Origin of the sequence: Rufibacter glacialis, assembly GCF_008271745.1 — a bacterium.
In the GTDB taxonomy this organism is placed as follows: Bacteria; Bacteroidota; Bacteroidia; order Cytophagales; family Hymenobacteraceae; genus Nibribacter; species Nibribacter glacialis.
This window is the reverse complement of the sequence record NZ_VKKZ01000010.1, coordinates 340,773-362,154: the sequence shown is the minus strand read 5'-3', so window position 1 is coordinate 362,154 and position 21,382 is coordinate 340,773. Positions and strand designations below refer to the sequence as shown.

Here is a 21,382-nt window from a genome sequence, read left to right as displayed (position 1 = left end):
GGGCATCCTGCATTTTGCTGACACCTATGCGAGTATCCTCTTTGTATGTGGGCTTAAGCGCCCTGCTGCTATTCCAGTGTACCTCCCCTAAGAAGGCCACTGAACCCGTTCTGCTCACCATTGGCCCAGAGAAAGTACCTGTTTCTGAGTTCTCGTATGTCTATGAGAAAAACAACAGCAGCAGTGACAGCGCCTTCTCCAGCGCCAGCGTGCAGGAGTACCTGGACCTCTACACCAACTTCAAGCTGAAGGTGGCAGAGGCCAAAAGCCGCGGCTTAGACACCACGCAGGCTTTCAAGACCGAATTGGGAGGCTACAAAGAGCAGTTAGCGCAGCCGTTCCTCACCGAGAAGAGTGTAACCGACCAACTGGTGCGCGAAGCCTACGAGCGCCTGAAAAAAGAGGTGAACGCCACCCATATTCTGGTCACGGTAGACATGGAAGCTGATCCCAAAGACACTCTGGCAGCTTTCCAGAAAATCATGGGATACCGGCAGCAGGCGGTGAATGGCACCTCGTTTGAGTCCCTGGCCCAACAATTCTCAGAAGATCCCTCCGCGCGGGAGAACAACGGCAACCTGGGGTATTTCACGGCCCTGCAGATGGTGTATCCCTTTGAGAACGCCGCCTACAACACGCCGATGGGGCAGATTTCCCAGCCCGTGAGAACCCGTTTCGGGTACCATCTCATCAAAGTAAACGAAGTACGCCCGGCCCAGGGAGAGATACGGGTGGCCCACATCATGGTGCGGGCCCAGCAAGGCTTGCCTAAAGCCGATTCCCTGGTGGCCAAGCGGAAAATTGACGAAATCTACAGCCGCGTTCTGCGCAAGGAAGACTGGAACAAACTCACGTCCCAGTTCTCTGAAGACGCCGCCTCCGCTGACAACGGCGGCGAGTTGCCGTGGTTTGGCACCGGCCGCATGATTCCCTCGTTTGAGGAAGCCGCCTTTGCCCTGGCCCAGCCGGGCGCAATCACCCCGCCCGTACAGACCGCCTACGGCTGGCACATCATCAAATTGCTGGAGCGCAAAGAACTGCCTACCTATGAAGAGATGGAAACCTCGCTCCGGAACCGGATTGCGAAAGACTCCCGCTCTGAACTGAACAAGGCCGCTTTCCTGCGCCGCATCAAGACAGAGAATAAATTCCAGGAGACCCCTGCCATCAAGGCGGCGGCCCTGAAGCTAGCTGATTCTACCTTACTGGCCGGAAAATGGAAATTCGTGGTTCCTGCCGAACCCAAGAACCTACCCACCGCCACGCTTTTCACCATCAACGGCCGGCCGTACACGGTAGGCACCTTTGCCACCTACGTGGAGGAAAACCAGCGCCCGCGCCAGAATGCGTCGCCGGCCCACGCCATGAACCTGCTTTATGACCGTTTCGTGGAAAACAGCCTGTTTAACTACGAGCGCGAGCATCTGGAGGAGAAACACAAAGACTACCGCATGCTGGTGAATGAGTACCATGACGGCATTTTGCTGTTCCAGCTCATGGAGGAGAAAGTATGGGCCAAAGCCGTGGAAGACACGGTAGGTCTGAAAGCCTTCTTCGCCGCGAACCAAAGCAAATACATGTGGGGCGAGCGAGCACAGGCCACTATCCTGAGCGCTGCCAGCCCAGCAGTACTTGACCAGGCCCAGAAACTATTGGCCTCCGGCAAGTTCCCGGCTACCCGACTTAAGCAACCAGACCTCACCTTTATGGCAGGTAGTACCACGCTTTCCAAAGCAGCTACGGCGCAGTTAGACCAGTTGGCCGCTGCCCTGCAGGTAGACACCAGCCTTACCCTGGAGGTAACCGGCTACGCCGACGCCCGGGAGGCGGCTAACAAGAAGAACGCCGGCCTGGCGGCCCGCCGGGCCGCGGCGGTGGTAGAGTACCTGCAACAGAAAGGCGCCCCTGCGGCCAGCCTGCAGACGGTTCCAGCCACAGGTCGGGCCACCGGTGCCCGCCGGGTAGCCCTTAGGTTATTCACCTCTGATGTGCAGGCACTGGCCGAACAGATAAACCAGAACAGCCCGCTGGCCCTGCAGGTGACTTCCCGCAAGTCCCAACGCGGCGAGAACAAGCTGCTGGACACGGTAGACTGGAAACCGGGCACCCATACCCTCACCCAAGACGGCCGGGCCATCTGGATCAGGATTGAGGCCGTGGAACCCCCAGCCCCTAAGAAACTGAACGAGATCAGAGGCACGGTGATCTCTGACTACCAAACCTACCTGGAGCAGGAGTGGATCAAGGAACTGCGTCAGAAATACCCCATCAGCGTGAACCAGCAAGAGGTGCAGAAGCTTATTCAGAAGTAAGCCGGCAGAAGTTTTATTTAATGCAGCCGTTTACCTAGCTTTGTCTGTTTACGACTCATACTATTTTGCAAGAGAAGCGGTTGTATAGAGAGCAACTGCTATAAAGAATACCATGAAAATCAGCATTTCTTTTTCTTCTTTCTTCAAGTGCCTCCTTCTGGTGGGCGTGCTGGCTACCTCTGCTCCACGCGCTGAAGCCCAGCAGGCCACGTTGATAGATAACATTGTGGCTAAGGTGGGTGGGCACATCATCTTACGCTCAGAACTGGAGTTCCAGCATGCCAATGCCGTAGGCCAGGGGTACAAATCCCCTACCCTGCGCTGTGATATTTTGCGGTCACTCGTACAGAACAAACTCCTCTTGGCCCGCGCCGAGGTGGACTCTGTGGTGGTGGATGAAAGCCGGGTTACGGGTGAACTGGATGGCCGTTTGAACAGCATGATTGCCCAGATCGGCGGCGCCGATAAGCTGGAGGCCTACTACAACAAGTCTATGAGCGAGATCAGAAGTGATATTCGCCGTAGCCTCAAAGAGCAGCTCACGGTACAGCAGATGGAACGCGAGATTGCCGGTAAAATCAAGGTAACCCCCAAAGAGGTACAGCAGTATTTCAACCGGATTCCCAAAGACAGCCTTCCCTATTTCTCCACCGAGGTGGAAGTAGGTCAGATCGTGAAGATCGCGCAGGTGGGCAATGCCCAGAAACAGGCCGCCAAAGCACAACTGGAGGATCTTAGGAAACGCATTCTGGCCGGAGAAGACTTCGCGGCCCTGGCCCGCCAATTTTCCCAGGACCCAGGTTCCGGGGCACAGGGCGGAGAGCTGGGCTTCTTCAAGAAACGCGAGCTGGTACCGGAGTATGAGGCAGCAGCCCTGAAACTGCAGCCCGGTGAGACCTCTCCCGTGATTGAGTCTATGTTCGGGTACCACATCATCCAGTTGCTGGAGCGTCGTGGCGAGGAGTTCAATACCCGCCACATCCTCATCAAACCCGCCACCGCACAGGTAGACATGCAGCAAACGGCCCAGCAGTTAGACAGCATCCGGGCGCTTGTCATGAAAGACAGCTTGTCTTTTGCCAAAGCAGCCAAAGATTTCTCAGATGACATGGCTACCAAAGGAAACGGCGGCATGATCACCCTGCCCGGCAGCCCTACCACCTACATACCGGTAGACAAAGTAGACCCTTCCATCTTCTTCGTGATTGACACGCTGCAGGTAGGTTCTATCAGCAAGCCGCTTCCTTACCGCACCGAAGACGGAAAAGAAGCCCTGCGCATCCTTTACCTCAAATCAAAGACGCCTCCGCACCAAGCCAACATGCGGGATGATTACCAGAAGATTGCGGCGGCGGCCCTGGCCGACAAACGCAACCGGGCTATCGCGGACTGGTTTGAGAAAAACAAAGACACGGTGTTTGTGGACATTGTGCCTGACTTCAAATCCTGTAGTTTAGACGACTAACGCACCCATTTATGCCTCCCTTTGCCTCTGACAAAGAAGCTGCAGACGCGCTTCACCAAGCCTACAAGCGTTTAACCGCTGAAATCTCCCAAACCATCATTGGCCAGGAGGAAGTGGTGAAACTGGTGCTGACTGCCGTTTTTTGTCAGGGGCATTGCCTTTTGGTAGGGGTGCCCGGTTTGGCCAAGACCCTCCTGATCCAGACCATCTCCAACTCCCTGGACCTCTCCTTCAACCGGGTGCAGTTCACGCCAGATTTGATGCCTTCAGACATTCTGGGCTCCGAAACCCTGGACAATAACCGGCAATTCCAGTTCGTGAAAGGCCCGGTGTTCGCCAACATTGTCTTGGCAGATGAGATCAACCGGACGCCTCCCAAAACCCAGGCGGCCCTGCTGGAGGCCATGCAGGAATACTCAGTAACAGTAGCGGGCCACCATTACAAGTTGCCGCGCCCTTTCTTTGTACTGGCCACCCAGAACCCCATTGAACAGGAAGGAACCTATCCCCTGCCCGAGGCGCAATTAGACCGCTTCATGTTCCACATTTCGCTCTCCTACCCTTCTTATGAGGCTGAGCTGCAGATAGTGAAGAACACCACCGGTGACCGCGTTCATACACCCTCTGTGGTTTTGCATGCCGAGGAGATCACCGCTTTCCAGCAATTAGTGCGCCGCGTACCCGTGACGGACAACGTGGTGGAATACGCCGTGAAACTGGTGCATAAAACCCGCCCGGAAACCGCCATGGCTGGTCCACAGACTAACCAGTACCTGGAATGGGGCGCCGGCCCGCGGGCTTCGCAGCACCTGATCATGGGCGCCAAATGCAACGCCCTCATCAGGGGCAAATACTCGCCAGACATTGAAGACGTGCAGGCTGTTGCCGTGCCTATCCTGCGTCACCGTTTGGTGCGCAATTTCAAGGCCGAGGCCGAGGGCATTACCGTAGAGCAGATCATTAAGGGGCTGCTGTAGCGTTTAAGACCTGTTTTCAGGAAGAAAGGCCTGAAACACGGAGCGAATAAGGATTTTCTACGTAGGAGGATTTCTTGGTTGGGCGTACTAGTACCCGATACCAAAGGAATCCTTTTTTGTTTCTTCTTAAACCAGTCACCGGGGCATGCGGCACGTCATCGCGATTATTGGAGGAGGGTTCAGCGGCACCATGGTAGCCGTGCATTTGCTCAGGCAGCAGCAGTGCCAGGTAGAGGTGGTGCTGCTCAATGAAGGGTATCCTACCGGAAAAGGAATCGCCTACTCCGCTGACCAAGATACCTTCCTGCTCAATGTGCACGCAGGCCGCATGAGCGCCTTGCCAGACGAACCCAACCATTTTGTGGAGTGGCTTTTGCAGGAACCCGCTTATGCCGGGCATACGCCTGAGGAACTGGCGGTTTCGTTCATGCCCCGTCAATTGTATGGCCGGTACCTGCACCAGCTCCTCTCCCAGGCCATTGCCCGCCCCGCCGGCAAAAGCACCTGCCAGGTGGTAGAGCAGCGGGTAGAGGACCTGCGGCATACTCCCGGCGCTCAACGTCCGTTTCACCTCCGGCTCAAGACCGGCGAAACCGTTTCAGCAGATCAGGTGGTATTGGCCCTGGGCAATTTTTTACCCGCTCCCCTCCGCTGTGTGGCGGCCGCCCCGCCCCTACCCCCGCATCTGTACGAAGCCAATCCCTGGAAACCAGAAGCCTGGCAAAACCTGCCCCCGGCGCCTACCCTTCTCCTGATTGGCACCGGGCTCACCAGCATTGACATCATCCTGGCCCTGCTCACCCAGAACTTCACCGGAAAGATCACGGCGGTCTCCACCAATGGCTACCTTCCTTTCCCGTACCAAACACCCGTGCCTGACCTTGCCTTCAGCGCCCGGGTGGCCCAGGCTACCACGCTGCTGGAGGTACTGCGGCACTTCAAAACCCACCTGCGCCAGGCAGAACCCGGCCACTGGGAAAACCTGGTCAATGGCCTGCGGTCTCAGACCCAGGACCTCTGGAAGCGCTTTTCCTGCGCAGACAAGATCAGGTTCAGCAAGAAGCTGGGGTCTCTCTGGGCAGTCGTACGGCACCGGCTCCCGCCCCAGGTGCACCAAAGAATCCAGGAAGCCATCGCAGAAGGGATCTTGGAGATTGTACCGGGCCAGATAGAGGCAGTAACGTCGCATGAGACGGGGGTGCAGGTACAGGTGAAAACCAGCAGGGGAACAGAGACGCGGTGGGCGCACCGGGTCCTCAACTGCACGGGGCCGCAACTCAACTACGCTGCTATCCCAGACCCGTTGGTTAGGTCACTGCTGGCACAGAAACTCATTTCGCCGCACCCTATGGGCATGGGCTTGGAAACCGATGGCCTTTACCAGGTACGGCAGCCAGGTGGCTCCGTCACGCCGGGCCTGTTCACCCTGGGGGCCTCGTTGCGCGGGGAACTGTGGGAGTCCAACGCCGTGCCCGAACTCAGGGAGCAGGCCCAGGAACTGGCGGCCCACCTCCTGGCTTCGTTTCAGGGCGTTTTTCCCGAAAAGGGGCCTAAAACCCAAACCGCCTGACGCGCAGGCAACACCAGGTGGTGAAAAAGAGTAACGCATTGTGTACTTTTGCCCCTGATTCCCTTAAACCACATCCGCATGGAAGCAGCAGCTCTTTACGAACGCTTTGAAAACAACCTTGAAACCATCTTCTCCTACATTAAGAGAGGCCTGGACGTACGCACTACGCCGTACCACATCTCTATGCCTCTGGAGTTGAATCTTTTGTGTGATGTCCTGACCAACGCCGGGTTTCCCTGCAAAGTCACCAAAGAAGGGTTTGACGCGCTGGTGGAGTTCCACGAGGTATACCTGCAGCAGGGCAAGCGCGTGTCTGACGTGATGCACCAGATACTGGACGACAAGCGCACCTACCTCCGCACCCCAGAGGGCACGGTTTTAATGAAAGAGCAGTTGATCAGACGCTTAGAGTATTTCAATGAGATTGCCCACTCCATGGAAGTGATTGCGCGTCTGCAGCAACTGGGGAGCCCCATGCAGTACAACTACCCGTTCCTGAACGAATCCAATAAATAACCCCTAGAATCCGGCAGGAGAGGCCTCCTGCCACAGGCTAGCCAGACAAAAGGCAGGTGCTCCACTAACGGGTACCTGCCTTTTGCCTGGCTAAGGTTTGTTGTACCCTAACACATGCACCTGCATTTTCTGGTCTGCCTGTTTCGGTTTTTTGAACGTGATCCAGGCTTCCTGTCTGCTTTCTTTGGGGGCAATGGGGAAACTCACCTCGGCTTTGTCTATCTCCTGGCCCTGGTGAAACAGCGTGATCTCTACCAGTACGTTCTCGGCGGTCTGTTCGCCCCGGTTCGTTAGCTCCACCCGGTGGATGTTCTGCTGGGGCCGGCCCTTCTCCGGAAAGATCTCCACGTGCAGATCAGGCGGCGTATGCTGGTAATGGAAGGCTTTCACTCCCAGGTACCCCAGCAGCGCCAGAATCAGCACCACACTCAGACCAAACACAAACCACTCCAGCGGATTCTTCTTCATAGCCGTTTACTTATATTCCTGGTCAAATAAAAACCGGCCGGCGGATGCCCCCAGCGAGGAGACCATGCCCAAGACCACGGTGGCCTCAATACAGACCTGCAGGCCCACTCCATCAAAGCGCCCAAAGAACCACAACGCCCCCGCCGAGGTACAGAAGGCGGTAGCATAGGTAAGGCTCAGGCCCCACACCACCTCCAGGAATTTAGGCTTTTCGTTGGCGGGGGTTTCATAAGATCCCCTGAACCCCACATAGAACAGGATGGCCCCGTTCAAGGCCAGCGAGACAAAGAAGACCAGTAACAACTGCAGCGGGTTGGCATCTGCCGAGATCTTGATGACCTCTTCCGTAGGCGCAATGTTGGCCCCAAACAGCATGCTGGCACAGGTAGCCAACATGATCTGCTCCAGGGTAGAAGCCTGGCCCTGGTTCTGGGTGGGCAGCATGCTGTCTTCAGGGTCTTTCTCCTCGGCCTCGTCTTCTTCCTCGTCTTCGCCAGAGGTGCCCAACTGGGCAGTGCCTATGGAAACCCCAATGGCTACCGGCATGGCTTCTATCACGGTCATGTAGATGATGCGCTCCAGCGACATGTCATACACCTGTACCACGCCCAGCAACCAGAGAAACAGGAACGCCAGCACCAGCCCAAGCCCCATCTCCTCTACAGAGTCTACGGCTATCTCTTTCCAGGAGGCACTGGAGCGCAGGCCGGCATAGGTGTTATACCCCAGAAGCAGGACCGCCGTCACCACGATGTAGAGAATCAAAAGCCACGGAGACACCTGAAAGCTGGTCCACCACACTTCCATGGTATACAGCAGGGGCAGGCTGAACAGCAGGCCGCCAATCACGCCCCGCCCGTACTCCTGCAATGACTGTCCAATGCTTTTATTGCGCATGGTTTTCTGAAAACGAGGTAAAAACGAACTTCCCGTAGGCGATTTTCCTGCGTAGCCCCAAGCCAACCAGCCACCAGAAGACTCCAGGAGCCCTGGTGAAAAGGTCGCTTATTGGCTTGATGATGAAACCAACCTGCGGGAATTCCCTATGTACGGCTTCTGGTGCGCCCATGATGCCTCCTTTCCTTTCACCCGGCGGGAATGCACTGCAGACTAGTCTTTGGGCTTACCTAAGTTTCTTTCCACAGACGTCTGTCAAGACCTTCTTCCGCAGAAAGCAGGGAGAGGAACCTGGCTGACAATTTTGTATCTTTTTGCTATCCGTGCCCATCCAGCCTCGTACAACCTGCTAAGACCATTTCACCGTCTATGCCCGCACCGCCCTCCTCTTATCCTGTCACCAGCATAGAGCTTTCCACCAAGAGGCTTCGGATACTGCCTTACACCCCAGAAATGGCGCTTGACTTCTGGCAGCTCCTCCACCAGAACCGGGAACGCCTGCTCCCCGACTTCCCAGACCGCACGTCTGCGGTGGTGACCGTGCGTGATGCCCAGGCCCGGATCAAGGTGTTCATCTCCCAGCACCGGGCGGGTGACTTGTATTCGTTTGGGATCTGGCGCAAAGAAGCCGGCGACTATATTGGCGATATCACGCTGCGCCGCTTGGCCCGGGGCAAACCCTTCTCTGAGGTGGGGTATTACCTGAGCGCCGAGGCGGAAGGCCAGGGCTACGTGACCGAGGCCCTCAAAGCCATGGTCCACTATGCCTTTGACGTGCTCCGGATGGAATGCGTGAACTTACGCTGCGCCCAGGGGAATGAGCGCAGCCAGCGGGTGGCCGAGCGCTGCGGCTTCCGCCTCCTGAAAACCTATACCCCCACCCAGGCCGAGAGTGAAGAAGCTCAGCCCCGGCCCATCCATGTGTACCAGCTTAAGAAAGAAGATGCCTCCTAAGACCCTTGGGTTTAGCGCCTGTTTGGCAAAAATGGCTTAAAATCCGGTTTTATCTCTTTTTAAGGCGGGTCAGGAAGAAGTCTGAGTTGAAGTTCAGGTGCAGGCTGTTGGAGAATTCCAGTTTGGGGAAATCCAGGTCAAGGTACGGCTCCAGACGAAGGGTCAGGGAAAGGCCCTGCGTCAGCTCCAGGTCATGCAGAAAGCGTAGAATGAGTACCTGCCGGTTTTTCTGCGTGTACCCTGGCGTCTTGAAATTAGAGGAAACCGAGGGGAACAGCCGCCCCCCTAACTCTGAGTAATACCCGCTGCCACGCCAGTAGCTCAGCATCACGTTCTGGTATTTGGTGTCTATGCCTGCGTTCAGGTACAAACCGCCGCCCTGGGTAAAGGGCTGGGCCTTGGTGTTGGAGAAGTCTTTCCAGCCCACCACGTACGGCTGAAAATGCAGGGCTTTCAACACGTTTCTGTTGTAGGTCTTCCTGATGACCAGGCCCGCCGCCACGTTGGATAAGGTCACCAGGGGTAACTGGGTGTCATCAATCTGCCCGCCCCGGTGCTGGGCCGTGAATTGCAGCGGTACCCCAATATAGGTTTCGGTTTGGGGCTTGTTTTCCGGAAAGTCCATAGAAACGGGTGTGCGGTAAAGCGTCAATTCGGCAGAGGCGCCGCCGGCCACTTCCTCTTGGAACGGGTCCAGGCGCCGGATGTAGCGCTGCCAGTCAATCCAGACGTCCAGCTTGGCCCCGGGTTTGTCCAGCAGGAACTGGAGGCCGTTTTCCAGGCGGTTCGTGATCACGCGCTCAAAGTCATAGAGGGGCTCAATATAGCCGTGGTTCACGTTTCCTTCCAGGGTCCCGAACAGCAGGGCCATGCCGTTTTCCTCATAACGGATGGTAAACGTAGGTTGCACCAGTGAGTAACTGCGGGTCCCGAAGTCTTTCTGCACCTGGGCGCCGGCGTCTATCCTGACCTTGTCTGTGGGGAAATAGATGAGCCGCGGGTTCAGGTGGTAGCCAAACAGGGTATAACCTTCGGCGATGTCATTGAAGTACTCGTTGTTCTTCTGGTACCCAAAGGCATTAAGGCCCAGTTGCAGCTCCCCGGCCTGCCCCGGCTTTACCGGCCGCCTGAATTCAAGGGCTTGGTTGTTCACCTGCGCCCAGGCACCTGATCCCGCCGCCAAGGCTGCTACTGCCACTAAAAGCCACTTTCTTAACATAAACAATCTCAATCCTTAAGGAGGGAACAAAGGCCAGGCAGCCACCATGTGCTAACAACAACGAGGAAGGAGCATCTCAGTTCTCTTTCTGCCGCCAAAGCGAAAGATAGGCGAAAACGGCAATAAAAAAGAATGCCCCTTCCTCCTGCCCGGCCAGGAACGGCTAAGGGCCTAGCCTGGTTTTTGGCCTGGGTCAACTCTGGTCTTCAAGAGAAGTGCTGCTGGTGGCTTTTTTCAGGCAAATACCTGGCAAGGACTGTAACTTAAAAGCAGGAATAGTTGTTGCAGGAAAAGGAAAGAACCAGACCACCAAAGGAGGCCGAACCTAGAAAACCCTGGTTTTCAAACACCTACCTGCTTGCTATTTTTACTAGCATTATTTAAGAAAATAAAACTAAATAAAATAGTAAATGAGGGCACAAATCCGGTACTTTGGGTGTTTCTTCAATACGCCTCCGGAATGAGTCTGGAAAGCAGCTGAAACGCCGCGGCAAGCGTTTGCAGATTGGCTCAGGAAGTTGTAAATTCAACAAATAATTAAGCAAAGAAAACACAGACATGAGTGTAAACACCGAAAAACTGAAAGCGCTCCAACTCACCATTGACAAGCTGGACAAAACCTACGGAAAAGGTACGGTTATGAAGCTGAACGATACCCAGGTGGTGGACGTGCCGGCTATTTCTACCGGCTCCCTTGGCCTGGACATCGCGTTGGGCATTGGAGGTCTTCCGCGCGGCAGAGTGGTGGAGATCTATGGACCGGAGTCTTCCGGTAAGACCACACTCACCATGCACTGCATTGCCGAAGCGCAGAAAAAAGGCGGGATTGCCGCTTTCATTGACGCGGAGCACGCTTTTGACAAGTCCTATGCTGAGAAGCTGGGCATTGACACAGAAAACCTTTTGATTGCGCAGCCAGACAACGGCGAGCAGGCGCTTGAAATCGCAGATCATCTGATCAGCTCCGGTGCCATTGATATTATTGTGATTGACTCCGTGGCCGCCCTGGTACCTAAAGGTGAACTGGAAGGCGACATGGGTGACAGCAAAATGGGCCTTCAGGCCCGCTTGATGTCTCAGGCCCTGCGTAAGCTGACCGGTACCATCAACAAAACCGGTTGCTTGTGTATCTTCATCAACCAGTTGCGGGAGAAGATCGGGGTGATGTTCGGGAACCCGGAGACCACTACCGGTGGTAACGCCCTTAAATTCTACGCCTCGGTTCGTCTGGACATCCGCCGTATTGGGCAGATCAAAGAAGGACCAGACAGCATTACCGGTAACCGCACCAAAGTGAAAGTGGTGAAAAACAAGGTGGCGCCTCCGTTCAAAGTAGTGGAGTTTGACATCATGTACGGCGAGGGTATCTCTAAGGTAGGCGAGATCCTAGACCTTGGGGTAGAACTGGGCGTGGTACAGAAATCCGGTTCCTGGTTCTCTTACAGCGGTGACCGCTTAGGCCAGGGCCGCGACGCCGTGAAGCAGTTCCTGCTGGATAACGAGGAACTGATGCAGGAGATCGAGAACAAGATCCGGGACATTGTGAAGGGTGAGCCAGAGAAAGTGGCCGCTGCTTTAGAAGACACCTCGGCTGAGTAATTATCATCTATTTTTCCAGAAACGGCACCTTTTCAGGTGCCGTTTCTGTTTACGTTGAGTTCCACCTGAAAATCTATAACTTTGGCTACCTCCTACCCCGGCAGGGAATTGGTACGACATTTGAATAGCCTCAGGTATACTGGAAACATTGGCTTATGCGTGTAAAACATCAACTACTACTTATAGTACCCCTGTTAGGATTGGTTTTGAGTGGCTTTGCAGTTAATGACACCCTGCGCACAGTGAAGAATGACTCTTTTGGTCCTGGCGAGGTCTTGCAGTACAAAGTGCACTATGGCGTCATCAACGCCGGTGAGGCCACCATCCATGTATCACCCAATATCCAGCGCATCAATAACCGGCCCTGCTACCAGACCACCGTCAGCGGCAAGACCTTGGGCTCCTTTGATTTCTTCCACCGCATAAGAAACACCTGGACTTCTTACATAGACACCTCCTCCATGCTGCCGCTGCGTTTCCACCGCAACATTGAGGAAGGCAAGTACCGCCGCAAAGAAACCACTGACTTTGACCACTACAAGAACACCGTGGTGGTGAACGACAGCCGCGACGACAAGAAAAACCAGGTATTCAAGGTGCCAGACAATGCCCAGGACATGATCAGTGGGTTCTATTACCTGCGCACCCTGGACCTGCACAACTTCAAACCAGGCCAGACCGTGCGCATGCAGGGCTTCCTGGGCGATGAGGTCTTTGACATGAACGTGACTTACCGGGGCAAGGTGGTGGTAGAAACCAAGGCCGGCAAAATACGTGCCCACCGCCTGGTACCCAAAATGCCTAAAAACAGATTGTTCAGCGGCGAAGACGCCATCTCGGTTTATTTCTCTGATGATGAGAACAAGGTGCCGGTGCTGTTTCAGGCGGAGATGTTCGTGGGCTCCGTGAAGGTGGACCTCTACAAATACAATGGACTCCAGAGCAGACTTAGCGTAGTGAAATAAGCTTGTAGCGTCTGAAAATAAAAAAGGGAAGCACCGCCTGGGATAAGACCTGGGCGGTGCTTCCCTTTTTGGGCCTCTTTTCCCGGGAACAAGCCAAAAACAACTTTAGACAGCCTACTTTAAAGGGCTACAGGTTAACAAATTGTTACTATTGCTCTCCTAACTACTTAAAAATAAACAACCAGCAACTATTCCTTATCTTTGACATGGAATTCAGAGCCGGTGATTGCCCTTCGCGGCAAAGCCTGTCTGGTTTCCAGGGGAGAGGAAACAACCGTGTCTTTCTCTTTAAAGTAAACCGCATGCTATGCAAACGCCAGCTAAATACAAGATTCTGGTAGTAGACGATGACCCAGACATCGTGGAACTGCTGCAGTACAACCTGGAGAAAGAGGGCTATGAAGTGGCCCACGCAGAAAACGGCCAGGTGGCCCTTGACATGGCCCGCAAGTTTATGCCAGACATCATCCTGCTAGACGTCATGATGCCCGTGATGGACGGGATCACCGCTTGCCGCCACCTGCGCGAGAACCCCAAGTTCAAAGACATCCACATCCTGTTTTTGACCGCCCGCTCTGAGGAATTCTCTGAGGTGGCCGCCTTTGACGCCGGCGCCGATGACTTCATTGTGAAACCCATCAAACCCCGGGCCCTGATCAGCCGGTTGGCCGCCTTCAAACGCCGTGACACCAGCCAAAGCCCTGAGCAGACGCAGGTCATTGAGATAGGCGAATTGACCATTGACCGCACCAGCTTCCACGTGCTCAAAGGAGAGCAGAAAATCACCTTGCCTAAGAAGGAGTTTGAGCTGCTGGCGTTTCTGGCGGCCACGCCCAACAAAGTATTCAGCCGCGACGAACTGCTGAACAACGTGTGGGGGAATGACGTGTTCGTGATAGCGCGCACCGTGGACGTCCATATCAGAAAAGTACGCGAGAAAATAGGTGAAGACCAGATTAAGACCATCAAAGGCGTTGGCTACAAATTCAACACCGACTAAACCCGTCCCCGCCGCCGCTGCCAGCCCCAGGAGCGGGCTCAAGCTCAGTTCGCAGACCATTGCCATCATCATCTCGGTGACGGTGGCGCTGATTATCACCGTCTACCTGTTTATTTCGCCGCACCTGGAATTCAAGCAACGGGTACTGGCCCTGGCGCTCACGTTTTCCGCCTGTTTTCTGCTGGTGTACTTTTCCTATGAGGCCCTGATCTTCAAGGAAATCAACAACATCTACGGCAGCCTGGAGAAATTCAAACGCAAGGAGTTCAAGCGCATGAGCAGCAAATTCCTCTTCCGCCCAGACCCGCTGCAGCGCATCAAAGACGAGATCTACCTGCTGGCAGAGCGTAACCAGAAAGAGATTGAGGAGCTCAAACGCCTGCAAGCCATGCGCCGGGAGTTTCTCGCCGATGTCTCCCATGAGCTCAAGACCCCTATTTTCGCCGCCCAGGGTTTTCTGCACACGCTCATAGACGGGGCCATTGATGATGAGCGCGTGCGCGATAAATTCCTGCAGAAAGCCGCCCGCAGCCTTGATGGGTTAGACACCCTGGTGCAGGACCTGATCACCATCTCCCAACTGGAGAAAGGCGTGATCCAGATGAAGAAAACGCAGTTTGACCTGAACGACCTGGGCCGCGAGGCCGTGGAACAGCTGGAAGCCAAGGCCCGCACCCGCAACACCACCATTCACCTGGTCAACGCCCCTGAAGAAACCTTTGAGGTCATTGGCGACCGCGGCCGTATCAAGCAGGTGCTGCTCAATCTCATTGACAACGCCATCAAATACGGGGCAGAGAACGGCAACATCTGGCTTTCCTTCCATGATGGCAAGAAGAAAACCGTGGTCACCGTACGGGACGATGGCCCCGGCATCCACAAGGAGCACCTTACCCGCATTTTTGAACGGTTCTACCGCATAGACAAGAGCCGCACCAAAGATTCCTCGGGGGGTGGTTCCGGGCTGGGCCTGGCTATTTCCAAGCACATTGTGGAGGCCCATAAATCAGTGATTGCTGTGGTAAGCACCGTAGGCGAAGGCACTACCATGCGTTTCAAACTGCCTCGGGTAAAGGTCTGAAGTGGGTTTAAAGTCCGTTCTTGGCAAATAAGCCCGAAACCGCTCCGCCACTAACCCAAAATTTTAGGTAACTTGCAGCCCTTTTGGCGCTTGGCCTGTTTAACTCCTCTTTCCGTAAAAGGAGGACAGAAACAGCCTTAAGGCCAAGTGCCACATACCCATTTCTATGAAGTTACCCGCCTTTAGCGATCTTATTGTCTTTGAGAATGATGACTTCATTGTTGTCAACAAGCCTCCTTTTCTGTCTACCCTAGAAGACCGGTCTTACAACGCCACCAACCTACTTACCCTGGCCCGCCAGTACCATGAAGATGCCCAGGCCTGCCACCGGCTTGACAAGGAAACCTCAGGCTGTCTGGCCATTGCCAAGAACCCAGAGGCCTACCGCCATCTTTCCATGCAGTTTGAGAACCGGCAGGTGCAGAAGATCTACCACGCCGTAGCCTGGGGCAGCTATGATTTTGACAACTTGTTGGTAGACCGCGCCATTCAGCCGGGCCTGAAAGGAATTGCCAAGCTGGCCTACAAAGGAAAATCGGCCCAAACCTACTTTACCACGCTGGAGAAATTCGGGCGGCATACGTTGGTAGAATGCAAACCCATCACGGGCCGTATGCACCAGATCAGGCTGCACCTGGCCTACCTGAAGGCGTCTATTGTGCAGGATGAACTCTACGGCGGCGAGCCCCTGTTCCTCTCCAGCCTGAAGCGCAAATTCAACCTGGCCAAAGACACCGAGGAACAACCGGTCATCAAACGCTTCGCCCTGCACTCTTACCAGTTAGGCTTTACCCTGCTGAACGGCGAACCGCTGCTGGTCACCGCCGAGTACCCCAAAGACTTTGAGGTGCTGCTGAAACTGCTCAGGAAAAACGGGTAAAACGAAAAGGTGGCAGCGTTCCACCCTAACGGCGTGCGCTTCCGAAGAGGCTCAGTCTCTATGGAAGGAGGCTTCTGTTCCCACCCAAAAACCTCGTCTGATGTCTCTGTGAATTCTGCTTTCCTACAATAGAATCATTCTGTTGCATAGCACCCCGGCGTTACCGTGTAACGCCGCTACCGGGCAAGAATCCCGTTTCAGGCTTCCGTTCCGGAAAGGAGGCCCGAAACGGGATTTTCCCTTTGAACGCCACCCTCCTTTGTTACCGCCCTTAACTATTTACCTTGTTTTCAAGGGAATAATATAAACGCGGGTTGCACCACAGAAAAAATACCCCTATCTTTGTGACCATTTTTCAAAGTAGAGATACTTTATTTTTTCACTCGTTAACCATTTACAATGGACCATTTAAGTTATAAGACGCTATCAGTTAATAAGGCGGCCGCAAACAAAGGCTGGGTAGTGATAGACGCCGGAGACTCAACCCTTGGCCGCGTGGCCAGCCAGATCGCGATGATTCTTCGCGGCAAGAACAAACCTTCTTTCACGCCCAACGCTGACTGCGGTGATAGCGTGATCGTGATCAACGCAGACAAAGTGCGTATGACCGGTAAGAAGTGGGACAAGAAAACCTTCGTGACGCACACTGGTTACCCAGGTGGTCAGCGCACGTTCACTCCCCGGGAGTTGAAGGCCAAGTCTTCTACTCTGTTGGTTGAGCGCGCGGTACGCGGTATGTTGCCAAGAACCCGTTTGGGCCGTGAGCAATTCCGCAACCTGTTCGTGTACACCGGTGCAGAGCATCCACATGAGGCACAACAGCCTGTTACAGTAAAACTTACAAAATAACCTAGTCATATTTAATGGAAATTCTCAATACATCTGGTAGAAGAAAAACCTCGGTGGCGCGCATCTACATGACGTCAGGGCAAGGGAATATCACTATTAACGATAGAGATATTAAGGAATACTTCCCTAGTGAAGTATTGCAAACCATCGTTCAGCAGCCATTGTCGCTGATTGACGCGGTTGGCAAATACGACATCAAGGCGAATATCAAAGGCGGTGGCGTTGCCGGTCAGGCAGAAGCCCTTCGTTTGGCCATCACCAAAGCTTTGGTGGAAGAAAACGCTGAGACCCGTCCAGCCCTGAAAAAAGAAGGATTCTTAACGCGTGACCCCCGTATGGTGGAGCGTAAGAAGTTCGGTAAGCGCAAAGCCCGTCGTTCTTTCCAGTTCTCTAAACGTTAATATATCATCAGCTGTATCAATATCATGGCTAATACCACATATAAAGAATTACTGGACGCCGGTGTACACTTTGGTCACCTTACCAGAAAATGGGATCCTAAAATGGCTCCGTACATTTTCATGGAGAAAAACGGTATCCACATCATTGACCTGAACAAAACCTTGGTTTCCCTGGATGAGGCAATCTCCGCTATTAAGCAGATTGCTAAGTCTGGCCGCAAGATTTTGTTTGTCGCTACCAAAAAACAAGCCCAGGACATAGTAGCAGAAGAGGCCAAGCGCCTGAAGATGCCTTACGTGACCGACCGTTGGTTAGGTGGTATGTTGACTAACTTCCAGACGGTTCGTAAGTCTTTGAAGAAAATGTCTACCATTGACAAAATGGTGAAAGAGAACACTGCCTATGCCGCCATGGCAAAGCGTGAGCGTTTGATGCTGTCTCGTGAGCGTGAGAAACTTGACCGTGTGTTGGGTGGTATCGCTGACTTGTCACGTCTTCCTGCTGCTTTGTTCATTGTAGACGTGAAGCGTGAGTCTATCGCTATCAAAGAAGCACAGAAACTGAACTTGCCGGTATTCGCGATTGTAGATACCAACTCTAACCCAGAGCTGGTGGACTTCCCAATCCCGGCCAACGATGATGCTTCTAAGTCTATCTCTCTGATCACTTCTTTGATTGGCAAAGCCATTGAAGAAGGTTTGTCTGAGCGTAAAGTAGACAAAGACGAGACCGAGAAGAAGCGTTCAGAAGAAGAAGGCATCCAGGAGAAAATTGACGCTGAATAAGCCTCTTTGTCTCATAAGATTATCTTAAAGGAAACTGAACATTAGGAAGCCTAGCCACTGATGTTCAGTTTCTTTTTACTCTTACCGGTGCCGGCTTGCCAAAGCAGCACCACCCTCCTATTGAAACTTATTAACCGTAATTCTTAATAAAAGAACAATGGCTATTACAGCACAAGATGTAAACAGACTTCGTCAGGAAACTGGCGCAGGTATGATGGATTGCAAAAAAGCACTGACTGAAGCTAACGGCGACTTTGAAACAGCCAAAGATATCCTCCGCAAGCAAGGCCAGAAAATTGCCAGCAAGCGTGCCGATAACGCTACCTCTGAAGGTGCCGTTTTAACGCAGGTAAACGCTGATGGTACTGTAGGAACAGTGATCGCGCTTGCCTGCGAGACTGAGCCCGTTTCTAAAGTAGAAGATTTCAAAACATTGGCCCAAACTGTTTTGGCGGCTGCCGTTGCCAACACGTCTGGTTCTAAAGAAGACTTATTGGCTACGCCTCAGGCAGATGGCCGCTCGCTGCAAGACCACATCACTGACCTGATGGGTAAGATTGGTGAGAAAATTGACGTGGTTTCTTACGAGACTGTTTCTGCTGAGAAAGTGGTTGCCTACAACCACTCAAACGGTAAATTAGGTGTATTGGTAGGCTTAACCAACACCGGCGGAAACGAAGTGTCTGAGGTTGGCAAGGACGTAGCCATGCAGATTGCTGCTATGCGCCCTATCGCGGTAGACAAAGATGGAGTTGATGCCGCTACCATCCAACGTGAGATTGAGATTGGAAAAGAGCAGGCCCGCGCTGAAGGCAAACCAGAGGAAATGCTGGAGAAAATCGCGCAAGGTAAACTGAACAAATTCTACAAAGAAAGCACCCTGTTGAACCAGGAGTTTGTGAAAGATCCTTCTGTGACCATTGCCAAACTGTTAGACAACACGTCTAAAGGCATGACCGTGACAGAGTTCAAACGTGTTGCCATTGGATAATCTCCTCTGAACCCAACGGTTCTATGCAAAAGCCCCCGCTGTTACTACAGCGGGGGCTTTTCTTTTAGATTCATGGTTTGATTCAATCAATGGGTTGCGTCTGGAAGAAAGCCACCCAAGCGATGGCAAACTATGTCGCCTAGCCCATTATCTATAACTTTTTGGAAAAGAATAGATTTGACTAAATAAGGGATATATAGATACCGTGGTTTTTTCTAGGTCAGGTTGACCTGCTTGGCTTAATTACCAGCAGATGACAAGGAGGTCCTTTTCTCTACTTGTGAGGCCTGGTCAACATTCGTCTTGCTGGCCTTGGCATTGGCTGATTTAGATTGTTCTTTTCTCAATCTTTTCTCGGCGGAAATGTAACTAAGGAAGGTAGCTTTTGCTTTCATAATTTAACGATTTCAGATGTACGATTATATTACCAAAGAATAGAACATGTATGGTTTGTACGAAAGGAGGAAAACCCATTCAGAAAAGCTTTCTTTCCCTGTTGTTCTCCCATAAACGTAGACCTTACCAAGAACGTTCCTACTAATTGAATGAAATTTATAAATTTTATAACGCTTCAATTCTAAATCTTCAAAAACAATATAATTAAATCCTACTTGCCTTTTATCCGCCTTCAAATAGCCTTGGTAAAAGCCAAGCTTCCTTTATTGCTTTATTTATCTAATATACCAGCTTTTTCATAATTGACAAATTTATTTATTCAATTTCTTATAAATAAGTGCATAATACCTAAAACTAAGTAGTGAGATGAATTTAAAAAATCATATTTATACCCGGTTTTATTAAAATTCATCTAAATAATGGGTTAATCAAACATACTATTTACTAAAACTGATATAATTTTGGATGTTATTGATGCTTTTTGACATGTTCAGAAAAAGAACTCCATAAACTTACCTATGGTCAGCTAGGAGGTAAAGCGGGCTGGTACTCCTAAAGTCTAGAAGATAGATTAGGGTATAAGAAAAGAGGCCTGCAGTTAGCAGGCCTCTCCATGGATAGAATTAGTGGCAGGGCAGTAGCACAGGAACTACTTAATCCAGATCTGCCTGCCTTCTCACAAAATCATGCCCCGCCACATCTTCTTTCCTTAAGAAGGGTCTTATGATTAGGCGGGTACCGCTCTCATAGGTGAAGAACTTATACACCCAGTTGGCCAGTACAACCAACTTGTTCCGGAAACCAATAAGGTAATAGATGTGCACGAAGAGCCAGGCCATCCAGGCAATGAAGCCTTTCAGGTGCATGTTCTTGGGCAAGTCAGCTACCGCCCGGTTCCGGCCTATGATGGCCAGCGACCCTTTGTCAAAATACTCAAAGGGTTCCAGCGGTTCATTCCGGACCAGGTGGCGGATGTTCTTGGCCAGGTGCTTGCCTTGCTGAATCGCTGGCTGCGCCACTCCAGGGTGTCCTCTGGGGTATTCTTCGGTCTTCATGAAGGCGATGTCGCCAATGGCGAAGATATCGTTGAAACCCAGCACCTGGTTAAAGGTGTTCACCAGGTACCTCCCCTTCTCGCTGGATTCAGGCGGTAAGCCGGCAATCTGGGCGCCGGAAACCCCCGCTGCCCAAATCAGGGTCTGGGTCCTGATCTGCTCGCCACCCTTGAAGGTGACTATCTCCCCATCATAAGACTCTACCAGGGTGTTCAGCTTGATGTTGACGCCTATCTCTTCCAGGTAGCGCTTGGTGGTGGCACTTGACTCTGGTGACATGGGCGGCAGCACGCGGTCAAGCCCCTCTACCAGGTAAATATTCATCTTGCTGAAGTCCATGCCAGGATAATCGCCGGGCAGCACGTGCTTGCGCATCTCGGCCAGCGAGCCGGCCAGTTCCACGCCGGTGGGGCCGCCCCCTACAATCACAATGTTCAGGAGGCTTTGGCGCACCTCAGGGTCTCTGATCATGTTGGCCTGCTCAAACGACTGCAGCAACTGGCTGCGCAGGTTCAGGGCGTCTGGGATCTGCTTGAGCGGGAAAGAGTATTTCTTGATTTGCTCGTTCCCGAAGTAATTGGATTTGGTACCCGTGGCAATGACCACAAAATCATAGGCCAGATCGCCTACCAAGGTAGAAACCGTCTTGGTGGCAGGGTTTACGCTCGTCACTTTCACCTGCCGGAAATGGAAATCCTCAAAGTCCTCGTCAAACATTTTCCGGAGGGGCTCCGCAATGGCGTCTGGCTCCAGGCCCGCTGTGGCTACCTGGTACAGAAGCGGCCAAAAACCGTGGTAGTTCTGCCGGTCAAACATGACCACCTGAAACTCTTTCCCTGATAACTTCTTGGCCAGGTTCACGCCGCCAAACCCGCCGCCAATAATCACGACCCGGGGCTTTCTGGTTTCCGGAATGTTAAGGGTAAGTTCTTGTATATGAAGCATATGTTAGCAGTAGAAGTTTATTCTGGCCTCAGGTTCGCCTGAGACTATCTTTTGTC

The 21,382-nt window shown here is 53.0% G+C and carries 19 protein-coding genes; 15 read left to right on the top strand and 4 right to left on the bottom strand.

What is annotated here, in order from left to right:
* Positions 1-26 precede the first annotated feature (26 nt).
* The 5 genes from FOE74_RS02440 (at position 27) to FOE74_RS02420 (ending at position 6,840) form a co-directional block, all read left to right on the top strand.
* Positions 27-2,312, top strand: coding sequence for a peptidylprolyl isomerase (locus FOE74_RS02440; protein WP_149097002.1), 2,286 nt, complete (start codon positions 27-29; stop codon positions 2,310-2,312).
* 112 nt (positions 2,313-2,424) lie between these two features.
* Complete coding sequence (locus tag FOE74_RS02435; RefSeq protein ID WP_149097001.1) at positions 2,425-3,777, top strand: peptidylprolyl isomerase; 1,353 nt, start codon at positions 2,425-2,427, stop codon at positions 3,775-3,777.
* A gap of 11 nt (positions 3,778-3,788) precedes the next feature.
* Positions 3,789-4,754, top strand: a complete 966-nt coding sequence (locus tag FOE74_RS02430; protein ID WP_149097000.1) for an AAA family ATPase — start codon at positions 3,789-3,791, stop codon at positions 4,752-4,754.
* Between the two features lie 145 nt (positions 4,755-4,899).
* Positions 4,900-6,324, top strand: a complete 1,425-nt coding sequence (locus tag FOE74_RS02425) for an FAD/NAD(P)-binding protein (RefSeq protein WP_149096999.1) — start codon at positions 4,900-4,902, stop codon at positions 6,322-6,324.
* A gap of 78 nt (positions 6,325-6,402) precedes the next feature.
* Positions 6,403-6,840 carry a hypothetical protein gene (locus tag FOE74_RS02420; protein ID WP_149096998.1) on the top strand — a complete coding sequence of 146 codons (438 nt, stop codon included), beginning with the start codon at positions 6,403-6,405 and terminating at the stop codon, positions 6,838-6,840.
* A gap of 90 nt (positions 6,841-6,930) precedes the next feature.
* On the opposite strand, the gene FOE74_RS02415 is transcribed toward FOE74_RS02420, so the two are convergent.
* Together FOE74_RS02415 and FOE74_RS02410 are read right to left on the bottom strand one after the other, a co-directional pair.
* Positions 6,931-7,308 carry a hypothetical protein gene (locus FOE74_RS02415; RefSeq protein ID WP_149096997.1) on the bottom strand — a complete coding sequence of 126 codons (378 nt, stop codon included), beginning with the start codon at positions 7,306-7,308 and terminating at the stop codon, positions 6,931-6,933.
* 6 nt (positions 7,309-7,314) lie between these two features.
* A complete protein-coding gene (locus tag FOE74_RS02410; RefSeq protein WP_149096996.1) occupies positions 7,315-8,205 on the bottom strand; it encodes a TIGR02587 family membrane protein in 891 nt (296 codons plus the stop codon).
* 369 nt (positions 8,206-8,574) lie between these two features.
* On the opposite strand from FOE74_RS02410, the gene FOE74_RS02405 reads away from it, so the two are divergent.
* Positions 8,575-9,159, top strand: a complete 585-nt coding sequence (locus FOE74_RS02405) for a GNAT family N-acetyltransferase (RefSeq protein WP_149096995.1) — start codon at positions 8,575-8,577, stop codon at positions 9,157-9,159.
* A gap of 49 nt (positions 9,160-9,208) precedes the next feature.
* Here the strand turns inward: FOE74_RS02405 and FOE74_RS02400 are convergent, their stop codons facing one another.
* Positions 9,209-10,378: a hypothetical protein gene (locus FOE74_RS02400; protein ID WP_225840598.1), complete on the bottom strand. Its 1,170-nt coding sequence runs from the start codon at positions 10,376-10,378 to the stop codon at positions 9,209-9,211.
* A 558-nt stretch (positions 10,379-10,936) separates the two neighbouring features.
* Here FOE74_RS02400 and recA point away from each other — a divergent pair.
* The 9 genes from recA to tsf all read left to right on the top strand — a co-directional run bounded on the left by recA (position 10,937) and on the right by tsf (position 18,930).
* Positions 10,937-11,977 (top strand): recombinase RecA, encoded by a 1,041-nt coding sequence (recA, locus tag FOE74_RS02395; RefSeq protein WP_149096994.1) that lies wholly within the window; start codon positions 10,937-10,939, stop codon positions 11,975-11,977.
* Positions 11,978-12,132: 155 nt separating this feature from the next.
* Positions 12,133-12,942, top strand: a complete 810-nt coding sequence (locus FOE74_RS02390) for a DUF3108 domain-containing protein (protein WP_149096993.1) — start codon at positions 12,133-12,135, stop codon at positions 12,940-12,942.
* 307 nt (positions 12,943-13,249) lie between these two features.
* Positions 13,250-13,942, top strand: coding sequence for a response regulator transcription factor (locus FOE74_RS02385; RefSeq protein ID WP_149096992.1), 693 nt, complete (start codon positions 13,250-13,252; stop codon positions 13,940-13,942).
* Positions 13,917-15,023: a sensor histidine kinase gene (locus tag FOE74_RS02380; RefSeq protein WP_149096991.1), complete on the top strand. Its 1,107-nt coding sequence runs from the start codon at positions 13,917-13,919 to the stop codon at positions 15,021-15,023. The genes FOE74_RS02385 and FOE74_RS02380 overlap by 26 nt, the downstream gene beginning before the upstream one ends.
* A gap of 166 nt (positions 15,024-15,189) precedes the next feature.
* Positions 15,190-15,903, top strand: coding sequence for an RluA family pseudouridine synthase (locus tag FOE74_RS02375; protein WP_149096990.1), 714 nt, complete (start codon positions 15,190-15,192; stop codon positions 15,901-15,903).
* A 399-nt stretch (positions 15,904-16,302) separates the two neighbouring features.
* Entirely contained in the window at positions 16,303-16,752 is a 450-nt protein-coding gene (rplM, locus tag FOE74_RS02370; RefSeq protein WP_149096989.1) for a 50S ribosomal protein L13, read from the top strand.
* A gap of 14 nt (positions 16,753-16,766) precedes the next feature.
* Positions 16,767-17,153 (top strand): 30S ribosomal protein S9, encoded by a 387-nt coding sequence (rpsI, locus tag FOE74_RS02365; protein WP_048919361.1) that lies wholly within the window; start codon positions 16,767-16,769, stop codon positions 17,151-17,153.
* 24 nt (positions 17,154-17,177) lie between these two features.
* Positions 17,178-17,939, top strand: a complete 762-nt coding sequence (gene rpsB, locus FOE74_RS02360; protein WP_149096988.1) for a 30S ribosomal protein S2 — start codon at positions 17,178-17,180, stop codon at positions 17,937-17,939.
* 157 nt (positions 17,940-18,096) lie between these two features.
* Complete coding sequence (tsf, locus tag FOE74_RS02355; RefSeq protein WP_149096987.1) at positions 18,097-18,930, top strand: translation elongation factor Ts; 834 nt, start codon at positions 18,097-18,099, stop codon at positions 18,928-18,930.
* A gap of 1,049 nt (positions 18,931-19,979) precedes the next feature.
* Here the strand turns inward: tsf and FOE74_RS02350 are convergent.
* Positions 19,980-21,326, bottom strand: a complete 1,347-nt coding sequence (locus FOE74_RS02350) for an NAD(P)/FAD-dependent oxidoreductase (RefSeq protein WP_149096986.1) — start codon at positions 21,324-21,326, stop codon at positions 19,980-19,982.
* Between the last annotated feature and the right edge of the window lie 56 nt (positions 21,327-21,382).